The organism is Hymenobacter citatus (assembly GCF_014333615.1).
Lineage (GTDB): Bacteria > Bacteroidota > Bacteroidia > Cytophagales > Hymenobacteraceae > Hymenobacter > Hymenobacter citatus.
The window spans coordinates 15,822-35,704 of record NZ_JACSCY010000016.1 but is presented as its reverse complement, the minus strand read 5'-3'; the positions used below and the strand labels follow the sequence as shown (position 1 = coordinate 35,704).

The 19,883-nt window shown below is 56.8% G+C and carries 11 protein-coding genes; 6 read left to right on the top strand and 5 right to left on the bottom strand.

The genetic code is table 11. From position 1 onward, the window contains the following. The first annotated feature begins 71 nt into the window (after positions 1-71). Entirely contained in the window at positions 72-2,396 is a 2,325-nt protein-coding gene (locus H8B15_RS16990; RefSeq protein ID WP_187320848.1) for a GH92 family glycosyl hydrolase, read from the top strand. Between the two features lie 132 nt (positions 2,397-2,528). On the opposite strand, the gene H8B15_RS16985 is transcribed toward H8B15_RS16990, so the two are convergent. Continuing rightward, the gene (locus tag H8B15_RS16985; RefSeq protein ID WP_187320847.1) at positions 2,529-3,593 is read right to left on the bottom strand and encodes a LacI family DNA-binding transcriptional regulator; all 1,065 of its coding nucleotides are present in this window, start codon (positions 3,591-3,593) and stop codon (positions 2,529-2,531) included. Between the two features lie 1,176 nt (positions 3,594-4,769). Between H8B15_RS16985 and H8B15_RS16980 the strand changes: the two genes are divergently transcribed. The 3 genes from H8B15_RS16980 (at position 4,770) to H8B15_RS16970 (ending at position 10,891) form a co-directional block, all read left to right on the top strand. Further along, positions 4,770-7,871: a SusC/RagA family TonB-linked outer membrane protein gene (locus tag H8B15_RS16980; protein ID WP_187320846.1), complete on the top strand. Its 3,102-nt coding sequence runs from the start codon at positions 4,770-4,772 to the stop codon at positions 7,869-7,871. Between the two features lie 9 nt (positions 7,872-7,880). Further along, positions 7,881-9,488, top strand: coding sequence for a SusD/RagB family nutrient-binding outer membrane lipoprotein (locus H8B15_RS16975; protein ID WP_187320845.1), 1,608 nt, complete (start codon positions 7,881-7,883; stop codon positions 9,486-9,488). A gap of 287 nt (positions 9,489-9,775) precedes the next feature. Continuing rightward, complete coding sequence (locus tag H8B15_RS16970) at positions 9,776-10,891, top strand: carbohydrate-binding family 9-like protein (protein WP_187320844.1); 1,116 nt, start codon at positions 9,776-9,778, stop codon at positions 10,889-10,891. A gap of 191 nt (positions 10,892-11,082) precedes the next feature. Here H8B15_RS16970 and H8B15_RS16965 read toward each other — a convergent pair whose 3' ends face one another. From H8B15_RS16965 to H8B15_RS16955, 3 genes are all read right to left on the bottom strand, one after another. Next, on the bottom strand, positions 11,083-12,417 hold the full coding sequence (locus tag H8B15_RS16965) for a vanadium-dependent haloperoxidase (protein ID WP_187320843.1): 1,335 nt from the start codon (positions 12,415-12,417) through the stop codon (positions 11,083-11,085). Further along, entirely contained in the window at positions 12,414-15,710 is a 3,297-nt protein-coding gene (locus H8B15_RS16960; RefSeq protein WP_187320842.1) for a VCBS repeat-containing protein, read from the bottom strand. Before H8B15_RS16960 ends, H8B15_RS16965 begins: the two co-directional genes overlap by 4 nt. Before the next feature lie 148 nt (positions 15,711-15,858). Next, a complete protein-coding gene (locus H8B15_RS16955) occupies positions 15,859-16,197 on the bottom strand; it encodes a hypothetical protein (RefSeq protein ID WP_187320841.1) in 339 nt (112 codons plus the stop codon). 205 nt (positions 16,198-16,402) lie between these two features. On the opposite strand from H8B15_RS16955, the gene H8B15_RS16950 reads away from it, so the two are divergent. Further along, complete coding sequence (locus H8B15_RS16950) at positions 16,403-18,697, top strand: GH92 family glycosyl hydrolase (RefSeq protein ID WP_187320840.1); 2,295 nt, start codon at positions 16,403-16,405, stop codon at positions 18,695-18,697. Between the two features lie 43 nt (positions 18,698-18,740). Further along, on the top strand, positions 18,741-19,139 hold the full coding sequence (locus tag H8B15_RS16945) for a hypothetical protein (RefSeq protein WP_187320839.1): 399 nt from the start codon (positions 18,741-18,743) through the stop codon (positions 19,137-19,139). 33 nt (positions 19,140-19,172) lie between these two features. On the opposite strand, the gene H8B15_RS16940 is transcribed toward H8B15_RS16945, so the two are convergent. Further along, entirely contained in the window at positions 19,173-19,745 is a 573-nt protein-coding gene (locus tag H8B15_RS16940; RefSeq protein ID WP_187320838.1) for a hypothetical protein, read from the bottom strand. Positions 19,746-19,883: the final 138 nt, after the last annotated feature.

Sequence of the window (19,883 nt, the reverse complement as noted above, 5' to 3'; positions counted from 1 at the left end):
CAAGCGAGATTTCTCCCGCTGGTCGAAATGACGTTCACTCAACAAGCAATAAAGTCTAACGAAATAGTTTAATGAAAATACAACCCACCCGCTCTGTCTGGTCTATTGTGGCGCTGGCTGGCAGCGCTACTTTGCTTAGCGCCTGCTCCGGCACGGCCAAGGTAGCCGGCGGCTCCACCGCTCCTGCCGCTCTCATTCCGGCCCCCACGGGCCTCACCCGGTTCGTCGACCCCTACATTGGCACGGGCTTCCACGGGCACGTGTTCATGGGGGCCAACGTGCCGTTTGGCGCGGTACAGCTGGGGCCGGTTAACATTTCCGAGGGCTGGGACTGGTGCTCGGGCTACCATTATTCCGACTCCACCATCATCGGCTTTTCGCACACCCACCTCAGTGGCACCGGTATCGGCGACCTGGGCGACGTGGCGGTGATGCCGACTACGGGCGAAGTAAAGGTGATGCGGGGCTCGGTGAAAAATATGAAAAACAGCTATGTGTCGCTGTTTTCGCACGAGGACGAAACTGCCCGCCCCGGCTACTACGCCGTGCAGCTGAAGCGCTACGGCATCCGGGCCGAGCTGACCGCCTCCGAGCGGGTAGGCTTTCATCAGTACACCTTCCCGCAGTCGAAAAACGCACACCTGATCATCGACTTGCAGCAGGGCATCGGCTGGGACCAGGCCACCGATACGCATATAGAAAAGCTCAACGACAGCACTCTAGTAGGCTACCGCTTCTCCAGGGGCTGGGCCCGCGACCAGCGCCTGCATTTTGCGGCGGTTCTCTCGAAACCCATCCAGGAGTTCAACAGCGTGCAGGTAGTAGACTCGCTGGGTAACACCGTGCCAGCGAATAAGGGCATCCGCCTGAAGGGCATCGTCACGTTTGCCACGAAGGCCGGCGAGCAGGTGAAGCTGAAAGTGGGTATTTCGCCCGTGAGCAGCGAAAATGCGCTGGCGAATATTCGGGCCGAAATTCCCGGCTGGAATTTCCAGAAAACCGTGGCTGCCGCCGATGCCGCCTGGAACCAGGAGCTGGGCAAGGTGCAGATCAAAACCGAAAACCCGGACCAGCAGAAGGTTTTCTACACGGCGCTCTACCACACCATGATTGCTCCGTCGACCTTCAACGACCACAACGGCGACTATTGGGGCACCGACAAGCAGGTGCACAAAAACGCGCCTTTCACCAACCTCACCACCTTCTCGCTCTGGGACACCTACCGGGCGGCGCACCCCTTGTTTACCCTCTTGCAAACCAACCGGGTGAACGACATGGTGAACACCATGCTGGCCATCTACCAGCAGCAGGGCAAGCTGCCGGTGTGGCACCTGATGGCCAACGAAACCAACACCATGGTAGGCTACAGCGCCGTGCCGGTGGTGGTCGATGCATACCTCAAAGGCTTCAACGGCTTCGATGCCAACCTGGCCTACGAGGCTATCAAAACCACCGCCATGCGCGACGAAAGCGGCCTGAAAGCGGTGAAGGAGCTGGGCTTCATCCCGGCCAACAGTGAGGTAGAAAACGTATCGAAAGGCCTGGAATACGCCGTGGACGACTGGTGCATTGCCCAGATGGCCAAGAAAATGGGTAAGCAGGACGACTACGCCTACTTCAGCAAGCGCGCCAAAAACTACCAGAACTATTTCGACAAAAGCGTGGGCTTCATGCGGGGTCGCGTATCCAAAACCGAGTGGCGCACGCCGTTCAGCCCCTTCCAGTCGGTGCACATGAAGAGCGACTTTACAGAGGGCAATGCGTGGCAGTACACGTGGTTGGTACCCCAAGACGTGGAAGGCCTGATTGGCCTGCTGGGCGGCGAGAAGCGCTTCTCACAGAAACTCGATTCGCTGTTCACGGTGCAGGGCAACATGGGAGAAGAAGCCTCACCCGACATTTCGGGACTGATTGGCATGTACGCCCACGGCAACGAGCCCGGCCACCACATCACCTACCTCTACAGCTACGTGGGCCAGCCCTGGAAAACCGCCGACAAGGTGCGCTTCATCATGGATCAGTTCTACACCACCAAGCCCGACGGCATCATCGGCAACGAGGACGTAGGGCAGATGTCGGCGTGGTACGTGCTGTCTGCCATGGGCTTCTATCCTCTGAACCCGGCCAACGGCGCCTTCGTGTTTGGCAGCCCCATGGTGCAGCAAGCCACACTGGCTCTGCCCGGCGGCAAGTCGCTTTCTATCGAAGCCAAGAATAATAACGCCACAAATAAGTATATTCAGTCTGTGACCCGCAACGGTCAGCCCTACCTCAAGTCCTACATCACCCACCAAGACCTGATGCAAGGCGGTACGCTGGTGCTGGAAATGGGACCGAAGCCAAGCCCTACCTGGGGCGTAGCGCCGGAAAACCGGCCGCGCTCTGTGATGCAATAACCCGATCTACCTTGCTCTAACCTGCTGCACGCGTCTACACCTCGCTGTGCGCTACGCAAAGCCGACTACCTCAGGTAGTCGGCTTTCTTTTTAGTGGCGATAATCGAAGCAGATAGTGCGGGTCAGAACCAACTATTTCTCCACGTAGTAGTGTAGATTTTCTTTCGCAATAATATCCAGGGGTAGGTATTTGAGGGGAGACACTTCCTTTTTGAACACCAGCTGATCTGCCAAAGCATACAGCCCGTAATATCCCTGTTCCTTAGGGTTTTGGTTGATCAAAAAATCAATGGTGCCCTCCTGCAAATAGTGGATGTTTTCTTCCAGCAAATCGTAGCCCACCAGCCGGATAGCGGCGGGGTAGGGCTGGAGGTAGGGCGCAATGGCGTAGGCCCTGGACGTACTCACGAAGATGCCCCGTACCGGCTGGTTCTGGGCCAGCAGCCCGGTAAGCCGACCGGCGAAGGCAGGCTCGGTGGGGTAGGGGAGGTCGATGCTGCGGACAGTGATGCCAGCGGCGTGCGAGGCCGGCAGCTGCGCAAAGTAGTCGCGGAAGCCCTGTTCTTTCTGCGTCACGTGCACGGAGTTGGCAATGTCCTCGGCAATGTGCGCAATGAGGTAGGTGCCCGGCTGCGTTTGCCCAAACTGCAAGAGCTTGCCTGCCAGAAATCCGCTTTGGTAAGAGTCCTGCCCCACGTAGCTCAGCGGATTAATCTCGGTGATGTAGGTGTTGAACAGCACGTACGGAATCTGGGCGTGCTGCCACTGCTCAAAATACGGCAGCGACTCGCGGTAGAACAGCGGCGCAATCACAATACCATCGGGTCGGGCCTGTGTGGCCAACTCCATCTGCTCTCGGAAAGACTCCACCCGCGACATATCGTAGGGGTACACCGTGAGCACCACGCCGTACTGCTGCAACTCCCGCGCCGCCTTGTTGATTCCCTCCCAGGGGGCCTGCCAATAGGGGTCCAGCGTGTGGCTGGGCTGCACAGCCGCCAGCCGGTAGGTGCGGTTGGCGCCCAGCGTGCGCGCAATCATGTTGGGCTCGTATTCCAGCTCCTGCATCATCAGCAGCACTTTCTGGCGCACGTCCTCGGCCACCCGGCCGCGGTTGTGCAGCACCCGGTCTACCGTGCCCACCGAAACGTTGGCTTTGGCTGCTATATCCTTGATGCGTACGGCATTCTTGCCCATAATAATACTTGCTGCTTAAGTGGCTGATTGGTATATACTTGTAGTGCAAAAAAAACTGTGGTTGGCCGCTCCGTATGGCGCGGCCGCAACGTGCAGGTTGCGCTGCCGTGGCTATTCCCTACCCAGGCTAGCTGCGTTGGTTCAATAGGTAGCTTCGTGGCCGCAGCCATAAAGCGTGCCATTACGCAAGGAAATAAGCAGTACCAGAAGGTCGTTTAAATCGAGGTAGCGTTGCAACGCTACATGAGTAGAAGCTAAGGTACCTGCCGGGCTAGGGCAGAAGAAAGCGCAGGCTGAAGCAGTTTTCCGAGGAGGTAGGGAAATTCCTAAGCGTCGAAAATTGAATGAAAGCCGCATAGGGCATTAAGCGGCGGCCTACTACGAGTAAACCAGGACCGTAATAATGCACATTTACTAAATTAAGTCCTAAATCGTAGACTAAAATACGACAATATTACAGAGAAGAAACTTTTTTTTGTGTGCGCACACATACGTGCTTTATCTTCTGCGTGTGCCCGCACATTTTTATTTTATATTATTTGCTTTATAATTAACCGATGATTACGTTTGAGTTAAGCCACTAAAACAAGCTTCTTAAAGTACAGTTATAGTAGGTTCCCGTTGGCGCTCCGTAAGCTGATTAGCGGTACAGCAGCAAGAGTACTCTAAACCCCACTGGTTGCTACCCGGTGTGGGCATGAGAGTGTTGTGTTAATATAACGGAAAAATTACATTTTGCTTTGCGTCTACCTTTGACCTAGATTCGCCGCAGGTTTTGCATGCTGTTCATAAAAAGTAGTACATAAGTTACCTTCTGACTTCGTGTGTACGCACACATTTCTTCTATTCGCTATTTGGATTGCTTCACCACTAGCAGTATGTTTGAAAGAAAGTAGTTGCCAGATGTCGGGAAAATCTTATTACCTTAGTTTGGTTGAAACTCGTGTTTAAAAGTACGTCTGCCGTGCGTTGCCACCATCCACCACAAGGTGCAACCGATTGTGTGAGACCTGCCGCCCTGATTTCCCACCCTTTCCATATACTTCTTTTCCGCTGCTGTTGTGTACTGCCCGTTGAGCAGAGCATGAAAGCAGTTGGTGCTTTTTACTGAGTCCGAGACGCGGACTGCTTCATCATAAGTAGCTCATTTCCATCATTTCTCTCACTCCATACACCATGATAAGAAAAACTCTACAGTTCTTTGTACTACTCTTGCTGCTGTGCCAGGCCCACGCCTACGCGCAGGGGACGAAAGTCTCGGGCAAGATAACCGACAACCGTAACGAGCCTCTGATTGGGGTAAGCGTGGTGGTAAGCGGTACCACCCAAGGCGCCACTTCCGACGTGGATGGCAACTACACCGTAACGGCTCCAGACGGCGCCTCGCTGGTGTTCTCCTACATCGGCTACATCAGCCAGACGGTGCCTGTAAATGGCCGTTCTTCCATTAATATCATCCTGGCAAACGATACCAAGGAGCTAGGTGAGGTAGTGGTTACGGCCCTGGGTATCAAGAAAGACGAGCGCAAGCTTGGCTATGCCATCACGAAGGTAGACGGTGAAAAGCTGAACGTAGCCCGCGAAACCAACGTGGCCAACTCCCTGCAGGGCCGCGTGGCGGGCCTGAACGTGGGTGGCACCAGTGGCGGCCCCGGCTCCTCGGCCCGCCTCAACATCCGCGGCGTAACATCCTTCTCGGGTACTTCGCAACCGCTCATCGTTATCAACGGTGTGCCCATGGACAACAGTGTGCGCGGTAGCTCTGGCGAGTGGGGCGGCGCCGACCTGGGCGACGGTATCAGCAACATCAACCCCGATGACATTGAGTCGATGACGGTGCTGAAAGGCTCGACGGCTTCGGCCCTGTACGGTGCCCGCGCCGCCAACGGCGTTATTCAGATTGTGACGAAAAGCGGTAACCGCGGCAAAACCACTATCGAGTACAACACCAACTTGCAATTCAGCCAGGCAGTAGACAACACCGACTTCCAGACGGTGTACGGCCAGGGCAGCCAGGGCGTGCGCCCCTCCGACCGGGCTTCAGCCATCAACTCGGGTAACACGGCCTGGGGTGAGCGGCTGGACGGTCAGCCGACTATCGGCATCGACGGCCAGGAGCACCCTTACTCGCTGCACAAGAACAACATCGAGAACTTCTACCGCGTTGCCCCGTCCTGGACCAACACGCTGGCTGTATCGGGTGGCGGTGAGAAAGGCACCTACCGTTTGTCGGTATCGAACCTGGATGCCAAGTCGATTCTGCGCAACAGCGGCCTGACCCGCCGCACGGTGAACTTCAACACCCAGTACGACCTGACCAAGAAGCTGAGCTTCAACCTGACGGCCAACTACATCGACCAGAAAGACAACAACCGCCCTCAGTTGAGCGACGCGCCGCTGAACGCGAACAACATCATCTTCCTGGCGCCTAACATCGACCAGGCTACCCTACGGCCGGGCTACGACCCCGACAACAACGGCCTGGAAACGGCCTGGAACAACGACAGCTACGCCACCAACCCGTGGTTTGTGGTGAACCAGTTCAAAAACGACCTTTCGCGCAAGCGCCTCATCAGCGCCCTGTCGGCTCGCTACGCCTTCACCGACTACCTGTTCCTGCAAGGCCGGGTAGGCTACGACTACTCCAGCGACCGACGCTTCAACGTGGCGCCCTACGGCACGCTGTATTCGGCCAACGGGGAAGGTAACCTGGAAAACCTGACCCTGGGCTCGCGCCTGGAACTAAACACCGACGCACTGCTGTCGTTCAGCAAAGACCTGAACCAGGATATTTCGGTGAGTGCCAGTGTGGGTACCAACTACCGCCGCAACAATTTTGAAGCTACGCGTTTATTTGGCGGGCAGTTTATTGTTCCTTACCTGTACTCGCCCTCCAACCTGCGTACCCCTGGTCAGGAGTATCAATACAGCCTCTTGGAAACGTTCTCGGCCTACTACACAGCAGACGTTACCTATAAGTATCTAACGCTGAGCACGACGGGCCGCTATGATCAGTTCTCTACCCTGCCGCGCAACAATCGGAGCCTCTTCACGCCTTCGGTAGCGGCCAGCTTTATTTTCTCGGACCTGCTGCAGTCTTCGGTGCTGAGCTACGGCAAGCTGCGTGCCTCCTACGCCGAAACCAGCGGCGAGCCGGCTCAGCCCTACCAAACGGATTTCTATTACAATATCAACCGCTCCATCAATGGGGTTCCGCGTGCCTCATTCGATTCGCGCTTGCCCAACGCCAACCTGAAGCCGTATAGCCTCAACGAGTATGAGGTAGGTACGGAGCTGAAGTTCTTCCAGAATCGTATTGGCTTGGATGTGGCCTACTTCCGCCGCAAAACCGATGGCGAAATTGTAGGCGCCAGCTTGTCGCCGGCTACTGGCTATAGCAGCCAATCAGTGAACCTGGGCTCTACCCTGAACCGCGGCGTGGAAGCTGCCCTGACTGTAACGCCGGTGAAAACGGGTGCTTTCACCTGGACGTCGTCGTTCAACATCACCAAGCTGAAAAACGAGGTACTGGACATTGACAACGGCGCTAACAACCCGCTGCAAACCGGTACCTACCGCCCAGGCGCCAACGGCGGTGCTAACATTGCCATTGTGCAAGGCCTGCCAATTGCCCAGATCCGGGCATACGACTTCCTGCGCGATGCCAACGGCAACGTGGTGATTGGAACCGATGGCGTACCCGTGCGGGGTGAGTTGAAGCCGATGGGCTCGGGCATTGCCAACCTGTTCGGCGGCTGGAACAACGATTTCAACTACCACAACTTCAGCCTGTCTTTCCTAATCGACTACAAGTTCAACAACAAAGTACTGTCGGCCACGGAATACTATTCTTATACGCGTGGTTTGAACAAAGCCACCCTGGAAGGCCGCGAAACCGGTGTTGTGGCACAAGGGGTGAAAATGGACGCAAACGGCAACGTAACGAACGAAGTCAACGACATTGTGGTGCCGGCTTATGTGTACTATCCCAAGCTGATCAACAACGTGGATGCCTTGGCTGTGCTTGATGGTAGCTTTATTAAATTCCGCCAACTCACGCTGGGTTACACCCTCAACCAAGCTGTACTCGCAAAAACTCCTTTCCAGGCTGTGACGCTGTCGTTGGTAGGTCGTAACTTGTTCACGATTATGAAGCGCACGGATAACATCGATCCGGAAAATACAATTTCTCCGCTGGTAGCGTACGCTGGGGTAGAAGGCGGTTCTCTGCCATTTGCCCGCACATACGGCTTCACGCTCAACGTAAAATTCAAGTAATAAAGGAATATGAAAAAGCCATTCCTATTTATAGCACTCACCGCAGCACTCTGGAGCACGTCCTGCTCCGAGGACCGCTTCGACGACGTCAATACCAATCCCAACGCGGCGTCGGCTAACAACCTAAACCCCAATTACCTACTCACCGACGGCCAGTTGGGCTACGCCAATACGGGCTACGCGCAGCTGCTGTACCAGGCTCCCGCCATTCAGGCGCTGGCCAGCACGTTCAACTACTACGGCAACGGGGATAAGTACGTCAACGCAGGTGGTTTTGGGGGCTATCAGGCACTGACCTTTAACAACTGCTACACGGCGCTGAGCCGCTTGGAGCAGGCCATCCGAGTAGCCAACACGCAGAGCCCCGAGCGTTTTGCCAACGTCATTGCCGTCAGCAACATCATGAAGGTGATGATCTTTCAGCGCCTCACCGATACCTATGGGGATATTCCGTTCTCGGAGGCACTGAAGGCAGCAGATGGCATTACGGCACCCGCTTACGACAAGCAGGAAAACATTTATCCAGCGTTGCTGACGCAGCTGGAGTCAGCCATCAACAGCCTGGATGCCTCGGCCCCGCTGGCTACCGGCGACCTGCTGTACGGCGGCGATGTGGCGAAATGGAAGAAGCTGGGCTACTCGCTGATGGTGCGCGTGGCCATGCGCATGACCAAGGTGAACCCTACCCTGGCTCGTACCTGGACTGAGAAGGCTGTGGCTGGCGGTACGATGACGTCGACCGACGACAACGCCATTGCGCAGACCGACGCCTCGCAGGGTGACATACAGAATGCGACGTCGGGCGCCCTGCTCACCACCGACGACTTCCGGGAAGTGAAGTGGAGCAAGACCCTGATTGACTACCTGCGCACCAACGACGACCCACGACTGGGTGTTATTGCCGAGGTGCCACAGGCGGGTGCTGACAACAACGCCAACCAGGGGCTGACCGGCAACACTGACCCTGCCGCGCAGCTCGGTCTGCCGAATGGCTACGACCTGGCCGGTGGAGCGTTCGACATTCGGAAGCGCACCGACTACCCTGGCCCGACTGGTACAGGTGAGGACATTGCGCCGCTGGGTAAATATTCCCGCCCCCGCGTGAACGTGTACATCAAGCGCAACGCTCCTAACTTCCTGCTGACCTACGCCGAAACGGAGTTGCTGCTGGCTGAAGCCGCTACCCGCGGCTGGAACGTGGGCGCTACGGCCGCCATGCACTACGCCAACGGCCTGCGCAGCGCTATGGAATCTCTGACGCAGATGGACGCGGCGGCTACTATTCCGGGTGCTACCATTACCGCCTACGTGACTGCCCACCCGCTGAATACAACATCCACGATGGCGGCCTATCAGCAGATCAACAACCAGTACTGGCTGGAAACGTCTACTACCTTCAACTTCATTGAAGGCTGGTTTAACTGGCGCCGTTCGGGCTACCCGATGCTGACGCCCGTGAACTACCCTGGCAACGTGACCAACGGCACCATTCCGCGCCGTCTGCCATATCCGGCCGCTGAAATTTCCAACAACCCCGCTGGATACCGCTCGGGTGTAGCTAGCCTGAATGGCGGCGACCTACTGACCTCGCGGGTATGGTGGGACAGACCACAATAGTGTTCCAACCTAATTGAGAAAAGAGGCTTTACCCCGAGTAGTAGGGTAAGGCCTCTTTTTTTGTAGTAAGGTCAGCCAGTTGCCGCCCTTGCTCGGCTGTGCCGAGTGAGGGCTATACTCCAGCAGCTTCGCTGCGCGCGTCTGCTCTACCCCGAACTGTGTCGTTCAAACGGCGTAGCCGAGTTCGGGGCAGAGCCCCTCAAGCGTAGGCCTCACTCGGCACAGCCGAGCGAGTGCATAAGGGCCATTGCAAGTCAGATCAACCAGTTTTACCAAGTATTGCACGCATGCATCAATTCTTCAACTTCACGACAACAGGATTACTAACGCTACTACTCAGTGGGGCGGGCTTATCAGCTTCGGCGCAGGATAAACAGGCTTTTCAGGGGCTAGAGCACCTCTTCACGCCGCCCAAAGGCTACGTGGTGCCGCACACCACGCAGGCCCTCACTATGGATGGCAACCTGCGGGAAAGCGCCTGGCAGCAAGCCCCCTGGACCACCGATTTCGTGGATATCGAAGGCGCCGCCAAGCCGCTGCCTACCTACCAGACGCGGGTGAAAATGCTCTGGAACGACTCCACGCTGTTCATTGCCGCTACCTTGCAGGAACCGCACATCTGGGCCTACCAAACGCACCACGACGACATCATCTACAAAGACAATGACTTCGAGGTATTCATCGACCCCGATGACAACACGCACCAGTACTTCGAGGTGGAAGTAAACGCCCTCAACAAGATCTTCGACCTGTTCCTACCCAAGCCCTACCGCAACCACGGCGACGCCCTCATCAGCTGGGACGTGGCTGGGCTGCGTTCTGGCATTTCTATCGACGGCACCCTGAACCAACCCAAGGATAAGGACCGGAGCTGGACCGTGGAAATGGCCATTCCGCTGAAGGCGGTGCGCATAGGCTTTCCGTTTAATGCTCCCACTGAGGGTACCCTGTGGCGCATCAACTTCTCCAGGGTGGAGTGGGACACGCGGGCGGCCAACGGTAAGTACGTGAAGCAGCAGGACGCCGCCGGCAAAGATTTGCCCGAGCACAACTGGGTATGGTCGCCGCAGGGCGTGATAAACATGCACTACCCCGAGCGGTGGGGCTATTTGCAGTTCACGCGCCAGGCCAAGGCGCCGGCTTTCGAGCTGCCTACCGCCGAGCTGCGCCGGCGCTACCTGTGGCTGGTGTACTACCGCCAGCAGCAGTACCGCGAAAAAAACGGCCGCTACGCCGCCTCGCTGGCTGAGCTGAACATCGCGCCGCAGGTAGAGGTGGCCGGGAAGTCCAATCAGTTGGTGCTATTAGCTACGCCCGAGCAGTTTACGGCCACCCTCACGGCCGCGGGCACTGCTACGCTGCGCATCAACGATGAGGGATTGGTGGAAACGGTGAAGCGGTAGGGTATAGAGGTTATAGGCTGATAAAACACCGCCTGTCATTCCTCGACGCGTCTGTCATCCTGAGCTTGCGAAGGACCTTCTCACGTTAGGACGAGTCGTTGTTACGCTTGTCGTTTTACCGTGAGAAGGTCCTTCGCAAGCTCAGGATGACAGACGCGTCGAGGAATGACAGGCGGTGTTTTGTCCTATGTCTACCGACTCGCCAGCGGCTTCACGCCGGCGTTGCGGAGCTTGGTTACCAGATAGCGACCTATTTGCCGGCCCTGCTCGTTGCCGTTGTTGACGCTCTCCATGTAGTGAATGCCGCCGTAGAAACGCGACACGGAAGCCTCGGCGGCTGCCTGTCGGAACGACGTGAAAGCCCGCTCGCCGCTACCGAAGGGAATTTCGGTATTGTCTAGGTAGGCAATGTTATCACCGAGCAGGTAGGTGAGCATTTCGGCCACGGCGTTGGACACGACGGCGTGGCCACTGGTATACTCCGGGAAGGGCGGCGTTTGCAGAATCGGCTGCCACTTCACGTCGATGAAGCGGTTGATGTATGTTTCGGGACGGATGCGGTTGGTAGCGTACTTGGCTTCCCAGCAGCTGATAAAGGCGTCCATCAACGTTACTCCTTCCATGGTTAGCACCAGCACCGTGCGGTCGAAGCCTACCTTTTGCTGCTGCGCCACCAGCGCCCCAATGTTCATCCAGTGTCCGCCGGGACTAATTTTCTTGAAGCCGATAGACATGTGCCCTGCGGTATTGACCGCAAACGGGTTGCAGTCCCAGAACTGGGCAATCTGTAGCTGCTCGTCGGTGAGGTGCTTCGAGACGTTGTACACGGCTAGCACCTGCTTGTGAAACGCCGACGCCGTGTCCTTGCTGAACGGTACCATCGGGGCCGGGCGGAATTGCGCGGCCGAGTCTATCATCAGCGGCCGAATCGTTTTCCAGTTGGGCTCCACCGCTTCCATGTAAGCAGGTGGGGTAGGGTACCAGGCGCCTTCTGCTTTTAGGGGAGTATAGCGCTTCAGGGCGCTCAGACGGTTGTAGCGGTCGTTTTTGGAGAAGGCAACAGCCGCTTTTGCCGCCAGCTTCCCTACCCGCACCGACTGCGCCAGCACGGCCGGCTTCACGCCTTGTTTTTCCAGGCCGCGCACAAATTCCTCTTCCTCTGCGGCCAGGTTTTCGCCGGAAGGAAGCAGCAGGCGCGCCGCTTCCAGCATGCTATAATAGGCCGCTATCTGGTAGTCGTATTTGCCCTTCACCGTATCCAGCCGCAAATCGGTGGTGTAGCCCGTAATGAAGCGGGTAGGGGCGGGCAGGCTCTTGTTGTGGGCCGATACAATGATGTAGGCGCCCAGCGTGCTGTAGGCGTAGTAGCGCGCTGCCACCGGCGGGGCCACCACATCGTGTACCAGCGTCATGTTGATGGCATCCAAGGCCTTGCCGGGGTTCAGGGGGGGAGTAGGCGCGGCTGCGTAGGCCGCGGCGTGGCCGCCCAGCACCAGGCTCATCAGGAAGAGGACCTGCTTTTTCATTTTTGCTTCTTGTAAAACTGCACGGCGCCGTTGCTCACACCCACCACCAGGTAGGGCTGCTTATTCACCGTTATTTCACTCACCGATTTCACATCGCCCAGCACGCACAGGCCGGCCTGGGGCTGGGTTACGTAGCGGAATTCCCCTTTGCCGTTGCCTTGCATCAGGCAGCCGTAGTTGGCGTCGAAGCTGCCCAGCTTCAGGCGGTTGTCGGAGTGGTTGCCGAGCAGGAGCAGGTCGGGGTGGCCGTCGTGGTTGTAGTCGCCGCTGCGGATGTGGGTCACGGCCGAAAACTGCGCCTCGGTGGGTAGGGGAGTAGCTGCAAATTTACCGTTTTGGTTGAGGTAGAGCATGGTACGCAGCTCATTGGCTTCCAGCTTCTTCGCCTTGCTCAGCTCCTCGGCCGGAAAAATATCCTGCATGGTGGCGTCGGCGTAGGCTTTGTAGGACGTGAACCGCCGCCGCATCGGGTAGATAACCTCGTTGAGCTCGTCGCGGCTCACAAAGGGGTAGCTCTTGCCATCGAGGTAGAAGTTGAGGAAGGGGTCGATGGAGCCATTATTGTCGAAATCAGCATAGTACAGCTCAGCCGGCTGCTGCGCCGTGGCCCTGATCTGCGTATTCAGCCCCAGATTGCCGGCCATAATGTCGGGCTGACCGTCCTGGTTCACGTCGGCCACATGCAGGCTGAACCAAAAGCCCTGCTGCGGGGTAGCAAAGTAGTCGGCCGTTTGGTCCTGGAAGCCCTGCGGGGTGTTGATCCAGACCATCAGCGGCATCATCTCCCCGCACAGCACCAGGTCGGGGCGCTTGTCTTTATTCAGGTCTACCCACTGCGCGTCCGTCACCATGCCGGCGCGGGCAAAGGGCGCGTCGGCCACTGCCGAAAACTTGCCTTTGCCGTCGTTCAGCAACAGGTAGCTGGGCGGCGCTAGCGGGTATTGGCCGGGTATCACGCGGCCTCCCACGAAAAGGTCCAGGTCGCCGTCGCCGTCTACGTCGGCGGCGCGCACGCAGCCTTTGCTGCTGCCGTGCAGCGGGGGTAGGGCATTGGCAGCCAGCGTCAGGCGGCCGTGGCCGTCGTTCAGGTACAGCTCGTCCTGCAAATCGGGGGTGTCGGCTTCGTAGAGCGCATAGCCGCCCTTGGCCAGGTAGAGGTCGGGGTAGGAGTCGCCGTTGGCATCAAGGAAAGTAGCCGCAGCCACGGTGCCCGCGGCGGGGGTAGGGCCGCCCGCCAGCGCCGTTTCGCGGAAGGTGCCGCCTGGCTGCTGCACGTACAGGCGGCCCAACTCGCCGGGGGCGCCGCTCACAAACAGGTCGTCGAGGCCGTCCTTGTTCACGTCGGCCTGCGTGAGCACGGGGGCGGTTTTGGAATACATAAACAGCATCAGCAGCTGGCGCTTGAAGTCGTTGAGCGCCACTTCCTCGGGCTGAAAAGCAAACAGCGGCGCGGCCGGCTGAAACAGGACTTTGGGGGTAGGGGCCGGGCGGGTTGCCAGTTGCTTAGACGCTGGGCTGGTGAGCTTTAGCAACTGGTTGGCCTTCACCTTGGTCAGCAGCTGCCGGGTCTGGTTGGGCCACACAATCCGCACCGAATCCACTACCGAGCTGCTACCCAACCCGAAATGCAGGGTGGTAGGCACGCAGGAAAGGTAGCCGCGGTTGGGGTTCACCTCCTGATACTGCGCGTTGCCAGCGGCGTACACATACACCTTGGCGCCCACGGCCTGGGTGTTCTGACCCGCGCCCGTGAGCTTGAACGCCAGGTAGGCCGTGTGCTGATCCTCCACGCTGCGGTTGCGGTAGATGCTGGCGGGCTGGTTTATCGTGTTCACAATCAGCTCTAAGTCGCCATCATTGTCGAGGTCGGCGTACACGGCGCCGTTCGACATATTGGTCTGGTTTAGGCCCCAGTCGGTTTGCTTGTTGGTAAAGGTGAGGTCGTGGTTGTTGCGGAAAATGTAGTCGGGCACGGCCGTGGAGGGCATGGCCGTCACCAAGTCCATCAATAAGAACGGCTCCCGCGCCATGGCTTTTTTGATCTTGTAATCACCCCAATAGCGCAAAAAATCCTTGTTGGTGTAGTCGCGCAGGTAGCCGTTGCTGATGAAAATATCCTTGTATCCGTCGTTGTCGAAATCGGCCAGTAGGGGGCACCAGCTCCAATCGGTATTCGACACGCCGGCCAGCTGCCCAATCTCGCTGAACGTGCCGTCGCCGTTGTTGAGGTGCAGCATGTTGCGCATGTACTGGTGGTACAAATCCTGTTGCAGCATCAAGGCAAACGACTCGTAGTTCTCCTGCAACTGCAAGGATTTCTGCCGGTGGTTGTCGGCCGGCATCATGTCCAGGGTCAGGATGTCGGGGCGGGCGTCGTTGTTGAAATCGGCCACGTCCACGCCCATCGAGAAGTGGGAGTGGTGGCGCAGCACCTGCTTCGACTGGTCAGTGAAGGTACCGTCGTGGTTATTGTGGTAGAGGTAGTCGGGCTCGTTGTAGTCGTTGGTGACGTAGATATCCTGCCAGCCGTCCTGGTCGATGTCGGCCACGGCAATGCCCAGCCCGAATGTGAGCGGGTTCTGCACAATACCCGCAGCCTTGGATACGTCCGTAAAATGGCCCTTGTCGTTGCGAAACAGCTTGTTGCTCGACAGCACATCGGCCTGCCCTTTCAGGCTGGCAAAGGCCATGTTGTCAATTTTCTTGATGCTGTGGTTGAGCAGAAACATGTCTAGGTCGCCGTCGTTGTCGAAGTCGAAAAAAGTGGCCTGGGTGCTGTAGCCGGGGTCGTCGAGGCCGTACGTCTGGGCTTCCTCCTTAAAAGTCGCGTTGCCCTGGTTGATGAACAGCTGGTTGCGGCGCGTGGCTTCGTCCTTCTTACCCGAGTAGCAGATGTAGAGGTCCAGTAGGCCGTCGCCGTTCACGTCGGCCATGGTCACGCCGGTTTTCCAGCTGTCCTTGCGGCCTTCCAGCAGCGGCGAGGCCTGGCGGGTGATGTCCTTGAATTTGAAGTTGCCCTGGTTGAGGTAGAGCCGGTTGGGCCGCATGTTGCCCGTAAACAGCAAGTCGGGTAGGCCGTCGTTGTTAATATCGCCCACGGCCACGCCGCCGCCGTTGTAGAAGTACTCGTACGACAGCACGTTCAAGGCCTCCGTCTCGCTGATGTCGTTCTGGAAGGTGATGCCGGTTTCCTTGGGGCTAAGCAAGCTGAACAGGGGCTGCTGGGCCTGGGTGGGTAGGGTGGCGCCGAGGAAAAGCAACAGAAAAAAGCTGCCAGAGAAACAGTTACGCATAGTGCGAGGGTATGAGAAACAGGACGTAGCAATCGACTAAGTTAACATACAGTTGTGATTATCAGATATTTTTTTGGCTTAAATAGTAAAAAAGAAAGGCTAGCGTGCACTGTAGATGCACGCTAGCCCAGCAGTTCAACTGGCTGAACTATTGCTTTGGCTTTACTCTTTGTAAACGCTCCTTGGGCAGTGGCGCAATAAGACCCTTGGCGGCAGAAGTAGAAAGGCGTGCATGGGGAAGAGCGTCTTTTGTTGAGTCTGGAACTAGAATGCGTAGCGCGTGGGGTTTGCTTTGATAAACACCTGGGGCCGGTAATTTCTCGGCTCGCTGATGTGTAGTGCGCTCTGGCGGAGTGACAGTGCGCACGCTGATAATGGTTTCCTTAGCAGAACCCTTATCAGTTGGCTTAGATTTATCAGCTGCACGAGACTGCGCCCACAAAGTGTAGGGCATTAAACAAATAAATAGGAGAAGGGTAGCTTTCATAAGGCGTTATGATTGGTTAGTGACAGTTATCAACTTATCTACGAAATAATAAAAACATTATTTCATAAAGATTTGAATTGCAATAGAATAACATATTTTACGCTACTGTATTTCGTGAATAAATATTTGCGTCATACTGCAAAAAGGTCTTTTTCCGCAACGTTTTCTCCTAACTTCCCAGCTTCAACGCCCCTTCCTGAAGCTGATGAAACGCCTGACCCTAACCACTCTTCTTCTCGCCTCCCTACCCGCTTTCGCCCAGAAAGCTACCCCCGACAACCTCGTGCAGTACGCCCACCCGCTGGTGGGCACGGCCAAGATGGGGCACACCTACCCCGGTGCCACGGTGCCCTTCGGCATGGTGCAGCTCTCGCCCGATACCGACACCATCAGCTACGAGCAAAACGGCAAGTACAACCCCAAGGTATACGAGTACTGCGCTGGCTATCAGTATGCTGATAAAACCATCGTCGGTTTCTCGCATACCCACTTCAGCGGCACCGGCCACTCCGATTTGGGCGACTTTCTGGTGATGCCCACCACCGGCCCGCTCCAACTCAACCCTGGTACCGCCGACCAGCCCGAGAAGGGCTTCCGCTCCCGGTTCTCGCACCAAAACGAGGTTGCCGAGCCCGCCTACTACCGCGTCAAGCTCGACGACCACAACATCCTGGCCGAGCTGACGGCCTCCAACCGGGTAGGCATGCACCAGTACACCTTCCCCCAGTCCGAGCAGGCGCACATCATCCTCGACCTCACGGCCGGCATCTACAACTACCCCGATAAGAACGTCTGGACGTTTGTGCGAGTCGAAAACGACTCGCTGATAACGGGTTACCGCCAAACCAACGGCTGGGCACGCACCCGCGTGGAGTACTTCGCCATGGCGTTTTCGAAGCCGTTTGCGAGCTACGGCAGCCGCAACTACTCCAAGCGGCAGGTGTACCGCGGCTTCTGGGGTAGGTTCGACCAGGCCCACAACTTCCCCGAACTGGCCGGCGAGCAGTTGCGCCTGTACTTCGATTTCAAGACCACGGCCAACGAGAAAATCAAGGTGAAAATGGCCTTGTCGGGCGTGAGTACCGAGGGGGCGCTGCGCAACCTGCGGGCCGAAATTCCGGGCTGGGACTTTGAGGCGGTGAAGCGCCAGGGGCAGGCGCAGTGGCAGGAGCAGTTGGGCAAAGTGGTGATTGAGTCGCCGAAGAAGGTAGACAAGGAGAACTTCTACACGGCCATGTACCACGCCGCCCTTAGCCCTACTACCTATATGGACGTAGACGGCCAGTACCGCGGCCTCGACCAGAACATCCACCAGGCCAAGGGCTTCACCAACTACACCACCTTTTCGCTCTGGGACACTTACCGCGCCCTGCACCCGCTCTTTAATCTGCTGGAACCCCAGCGCAATGCCGACATGGTGCAATCCATGCTCGCGCACTACGACCAGAGCACGCTGCACATGCTGCCCATCTGGAGCCACTACGCCAACGAGAACTGGTGTATGATTGGCTACCACTCGGTGCCCGTGATTGCCGACGCCGTGCTGAAAGGCGTGGTGCCTGCCGACCAAGCCCAGCGCGCCCTCGACGCCTGCGTGACTACCGCCCACCAACAGCGCTACGACGGCATCGGCTACTACGAGCAGCTGGGCTACGTGCCCGAAGACAAAAGCGGCTCCTCGGTGTCGAAAACGCTGGAATACGCGTTTGATGATTGGTGCATTGCGCAGCTGGCCAAGAAACTGGGCAAAAATGACATTGCCGCCGAGTTCAGCAAGCGCGCCCAAAACTGGCAGAACGTATACGACTCGCGCATTGGCTTCATGCGCCCCCGCCTTGCCGATGGCTCGTTCCGCCAGCGTTTTGATGTGCTGAGCACCAACGACCAGGGCTTCATCGAGGGCAACGCCTGGAACTACAGCCTCTACGTGCCCCAGGACCCGGCCGGGCTCGTCGCCAAAATGGGTGGCGAGAAGAAGTTTGTGCCCCATCTGGATTCGCTGTTCACCATGCACCTACCCGACGAGTTCTTCGCCGAAACCGAGGACATCACCCGCGACGGCATCATCGGCAACTACGTGCACGGCAACGAGCCCGCCCACCACGCCGCCTACCTCTACAACTGGACCAGTCAGCCCTACAAAACCCAAGCCCGCGTGCGCATGATCCTGCCCAAAATGTACCGTCCTACCCCCGACGGCCTCGGTGGCAACGACGACTGCGGGCAGATGTCGGCCTGGTACATCTTCTCCTCCCTGGGCTTCTACCCCGTGGCCCCCGGCTCGCCGGAGTACGCCCTCGGCAGCCCGGCCGTGTACGGCGCCACCATCAACCTGGAAAACGGCAAGACCTTCCGCATCAAAGTCAAAAGCCAGAGTGACAAGAACGTGTACGTGAAGGAAGCGCGGCTTAATGGCCAGAAACTCACGCGGCCGTTCCTGGCGTATGACGATGTGGTGAAGGGTGGGGAGTTGGTGTTTACGATGGCGGGAAAGCCGTGAAAATATATTTGATTATGTATTTGAAAACTTGATAATGAGAGAAATGAAATTTCAGACTCTCCAAACAGCTATTACCACATTCATAAATCCGATAGTAGCGGGGTTAGACTATAGAATAAAAACGCGAAAGCTAATCATCTACTATCATAGCAACGGTGATGAAGACGTTGATTATCAAATCGTATTCAACAACCCCAGAGGCTTTAAACTCTTGGATGAGAGGGATATGATAAATTATTGGGAAGTTCTATGGAAAACTAAGCTATTACCGGAAAACGCACTTTTTGAGGTCCGAAGTGGAGGATGGCTTGATATGGAAGATGATGCTGGGGGATTTACCTCTAAGCTGCTCGAGTGTCGAGAGTTTTTAATTACCGGCGCGGATGATTGCGTATCGGTACTTAGTTTCACCGAACCAGAAATAAGACCGTGCTTAGCGTAGGGTAATTCATAATTAAGTATACGCCAGTATTTCTCAGTCCCGCTCTACCTTCACTATCTGCTCCTTTTGCAGCATAATCTGCAAATCCAGGGGTGTGAGGTCGAAAGGCTCCTCAGCGTAGTTTTCTGGTTTGTCGATTTCATTGAGGCGGCTGAGGTTGTCGGTTTGGTAGTCGTTGGCTAGTAGCTCCACGCTATTGCCGTGCACGGCGGCTACTTTCAGCAGCGAATAGGCACTGTCTGTCCGGACGTGGTATACATCGCCTACCTGCGGCTGCGCCACGTATGCGGTGGTGTGCTGATGGTTGACATAGTTGAACACGAAGCTCACAACAATAGCAACGGCTATAAGTATAAGGCCTGCAAAATGCCAGAATGGTATTTTAGCGTGGGCCTTTACTTGAGCTACTTTAGCTTTTAGCGCTTCAGGCATCTGCTTGCCTTCCAGCACCTGCCGACAATGTTCACACTCTGATACGCTTATTTTGCCAATAGGAAAAAACGGAACCCAGTACACGTGGGCATAGCGCCCGAAGATGCTGATCTGGAGCGTATTAGGCGTGTAGCAGGAAGCACACACCACGTCAGTTACCGGTTCAGTGAGCAAGTGAGAAGAGCGGGTGCCATAAAATATCATTGGGATAAAAGGTAAAGGGTGAAGTGAAAACGTTACAACCTACTGCTTCTAACTAATATATCCTCAAATGGGAGCTAGGCTAAAAAGCGTATTGGTGTGCAGTACAGT

Coding starts and splice junctions, on each gene's coding strand:
- H8B15_RS16985 (WP_187320847.1), bottom strand. CDS start 3,593: ATGGGCAAGAATGCCGTACGCATCAAGGATATAGCAGCCAAAGCCAAC.
- H8B15_RS16950 (WP_187320840.1), top strand. CDS start 16,403: ATGAAACGCCTGACCCTAACCACTCTTCTTCTCGCCTCCCTACCCGCT.
- H8B15_RS16970 (WP_187320844.1), top strand. CDS start 9,776: ATGCATCAATTCTTCAACTTCACGACAACAGGATTACTAACGCTACTA.
- H8B15_RS16990 (WP_187320848.1), top strand. CDS start 72: ATGAAAATACAACCCACCCGCTCTGTCTGGTCTATTGTGGCGCTGGCT.
- H8B15_RS16960 (WP_187320842.1), bottom strand. CDS start 15,710: ATGCGTAACTGTTTCTCTGGCAGCTTTTTTCTGTTGCTTTTCCTCGGC.
- H8B15_RS16965 (WP_187320843.1), bottom strand. CDS start 12,417: ATGAAAAAGCAGGTCCTCTTCCTGATGAGCCTGGTGCTGGGCGGCCAC.
- H8B15_RS16980 (WP_187320846.1), top strand. CDS start 4,770: ATGATAAGAAAAACTCTACAGTTCTTTGTACTACTCTTGCTGCTGTGC.
- H8B15_RS16945 (WP_187320839.1), top strand. CDS start 18,741: ATGAAATTTCAGACTCTCCAAACAGCTATTACCACATTCATAAATCCG.
- H8B15_RS16975 (WP_187320845.1), top strand. CDS start 7,881: ATGAAAAAGCCATTCCTATTTATAGCACTCACCGCAGCACTCTGGAGC.
- H8B15_RS16955 (WP_187320841.1), bottom strand. CDS start 16,197: ATGAAAGCTACCCTTCTCCTATTTATTTGTTTAATGCCCTACACTTTG.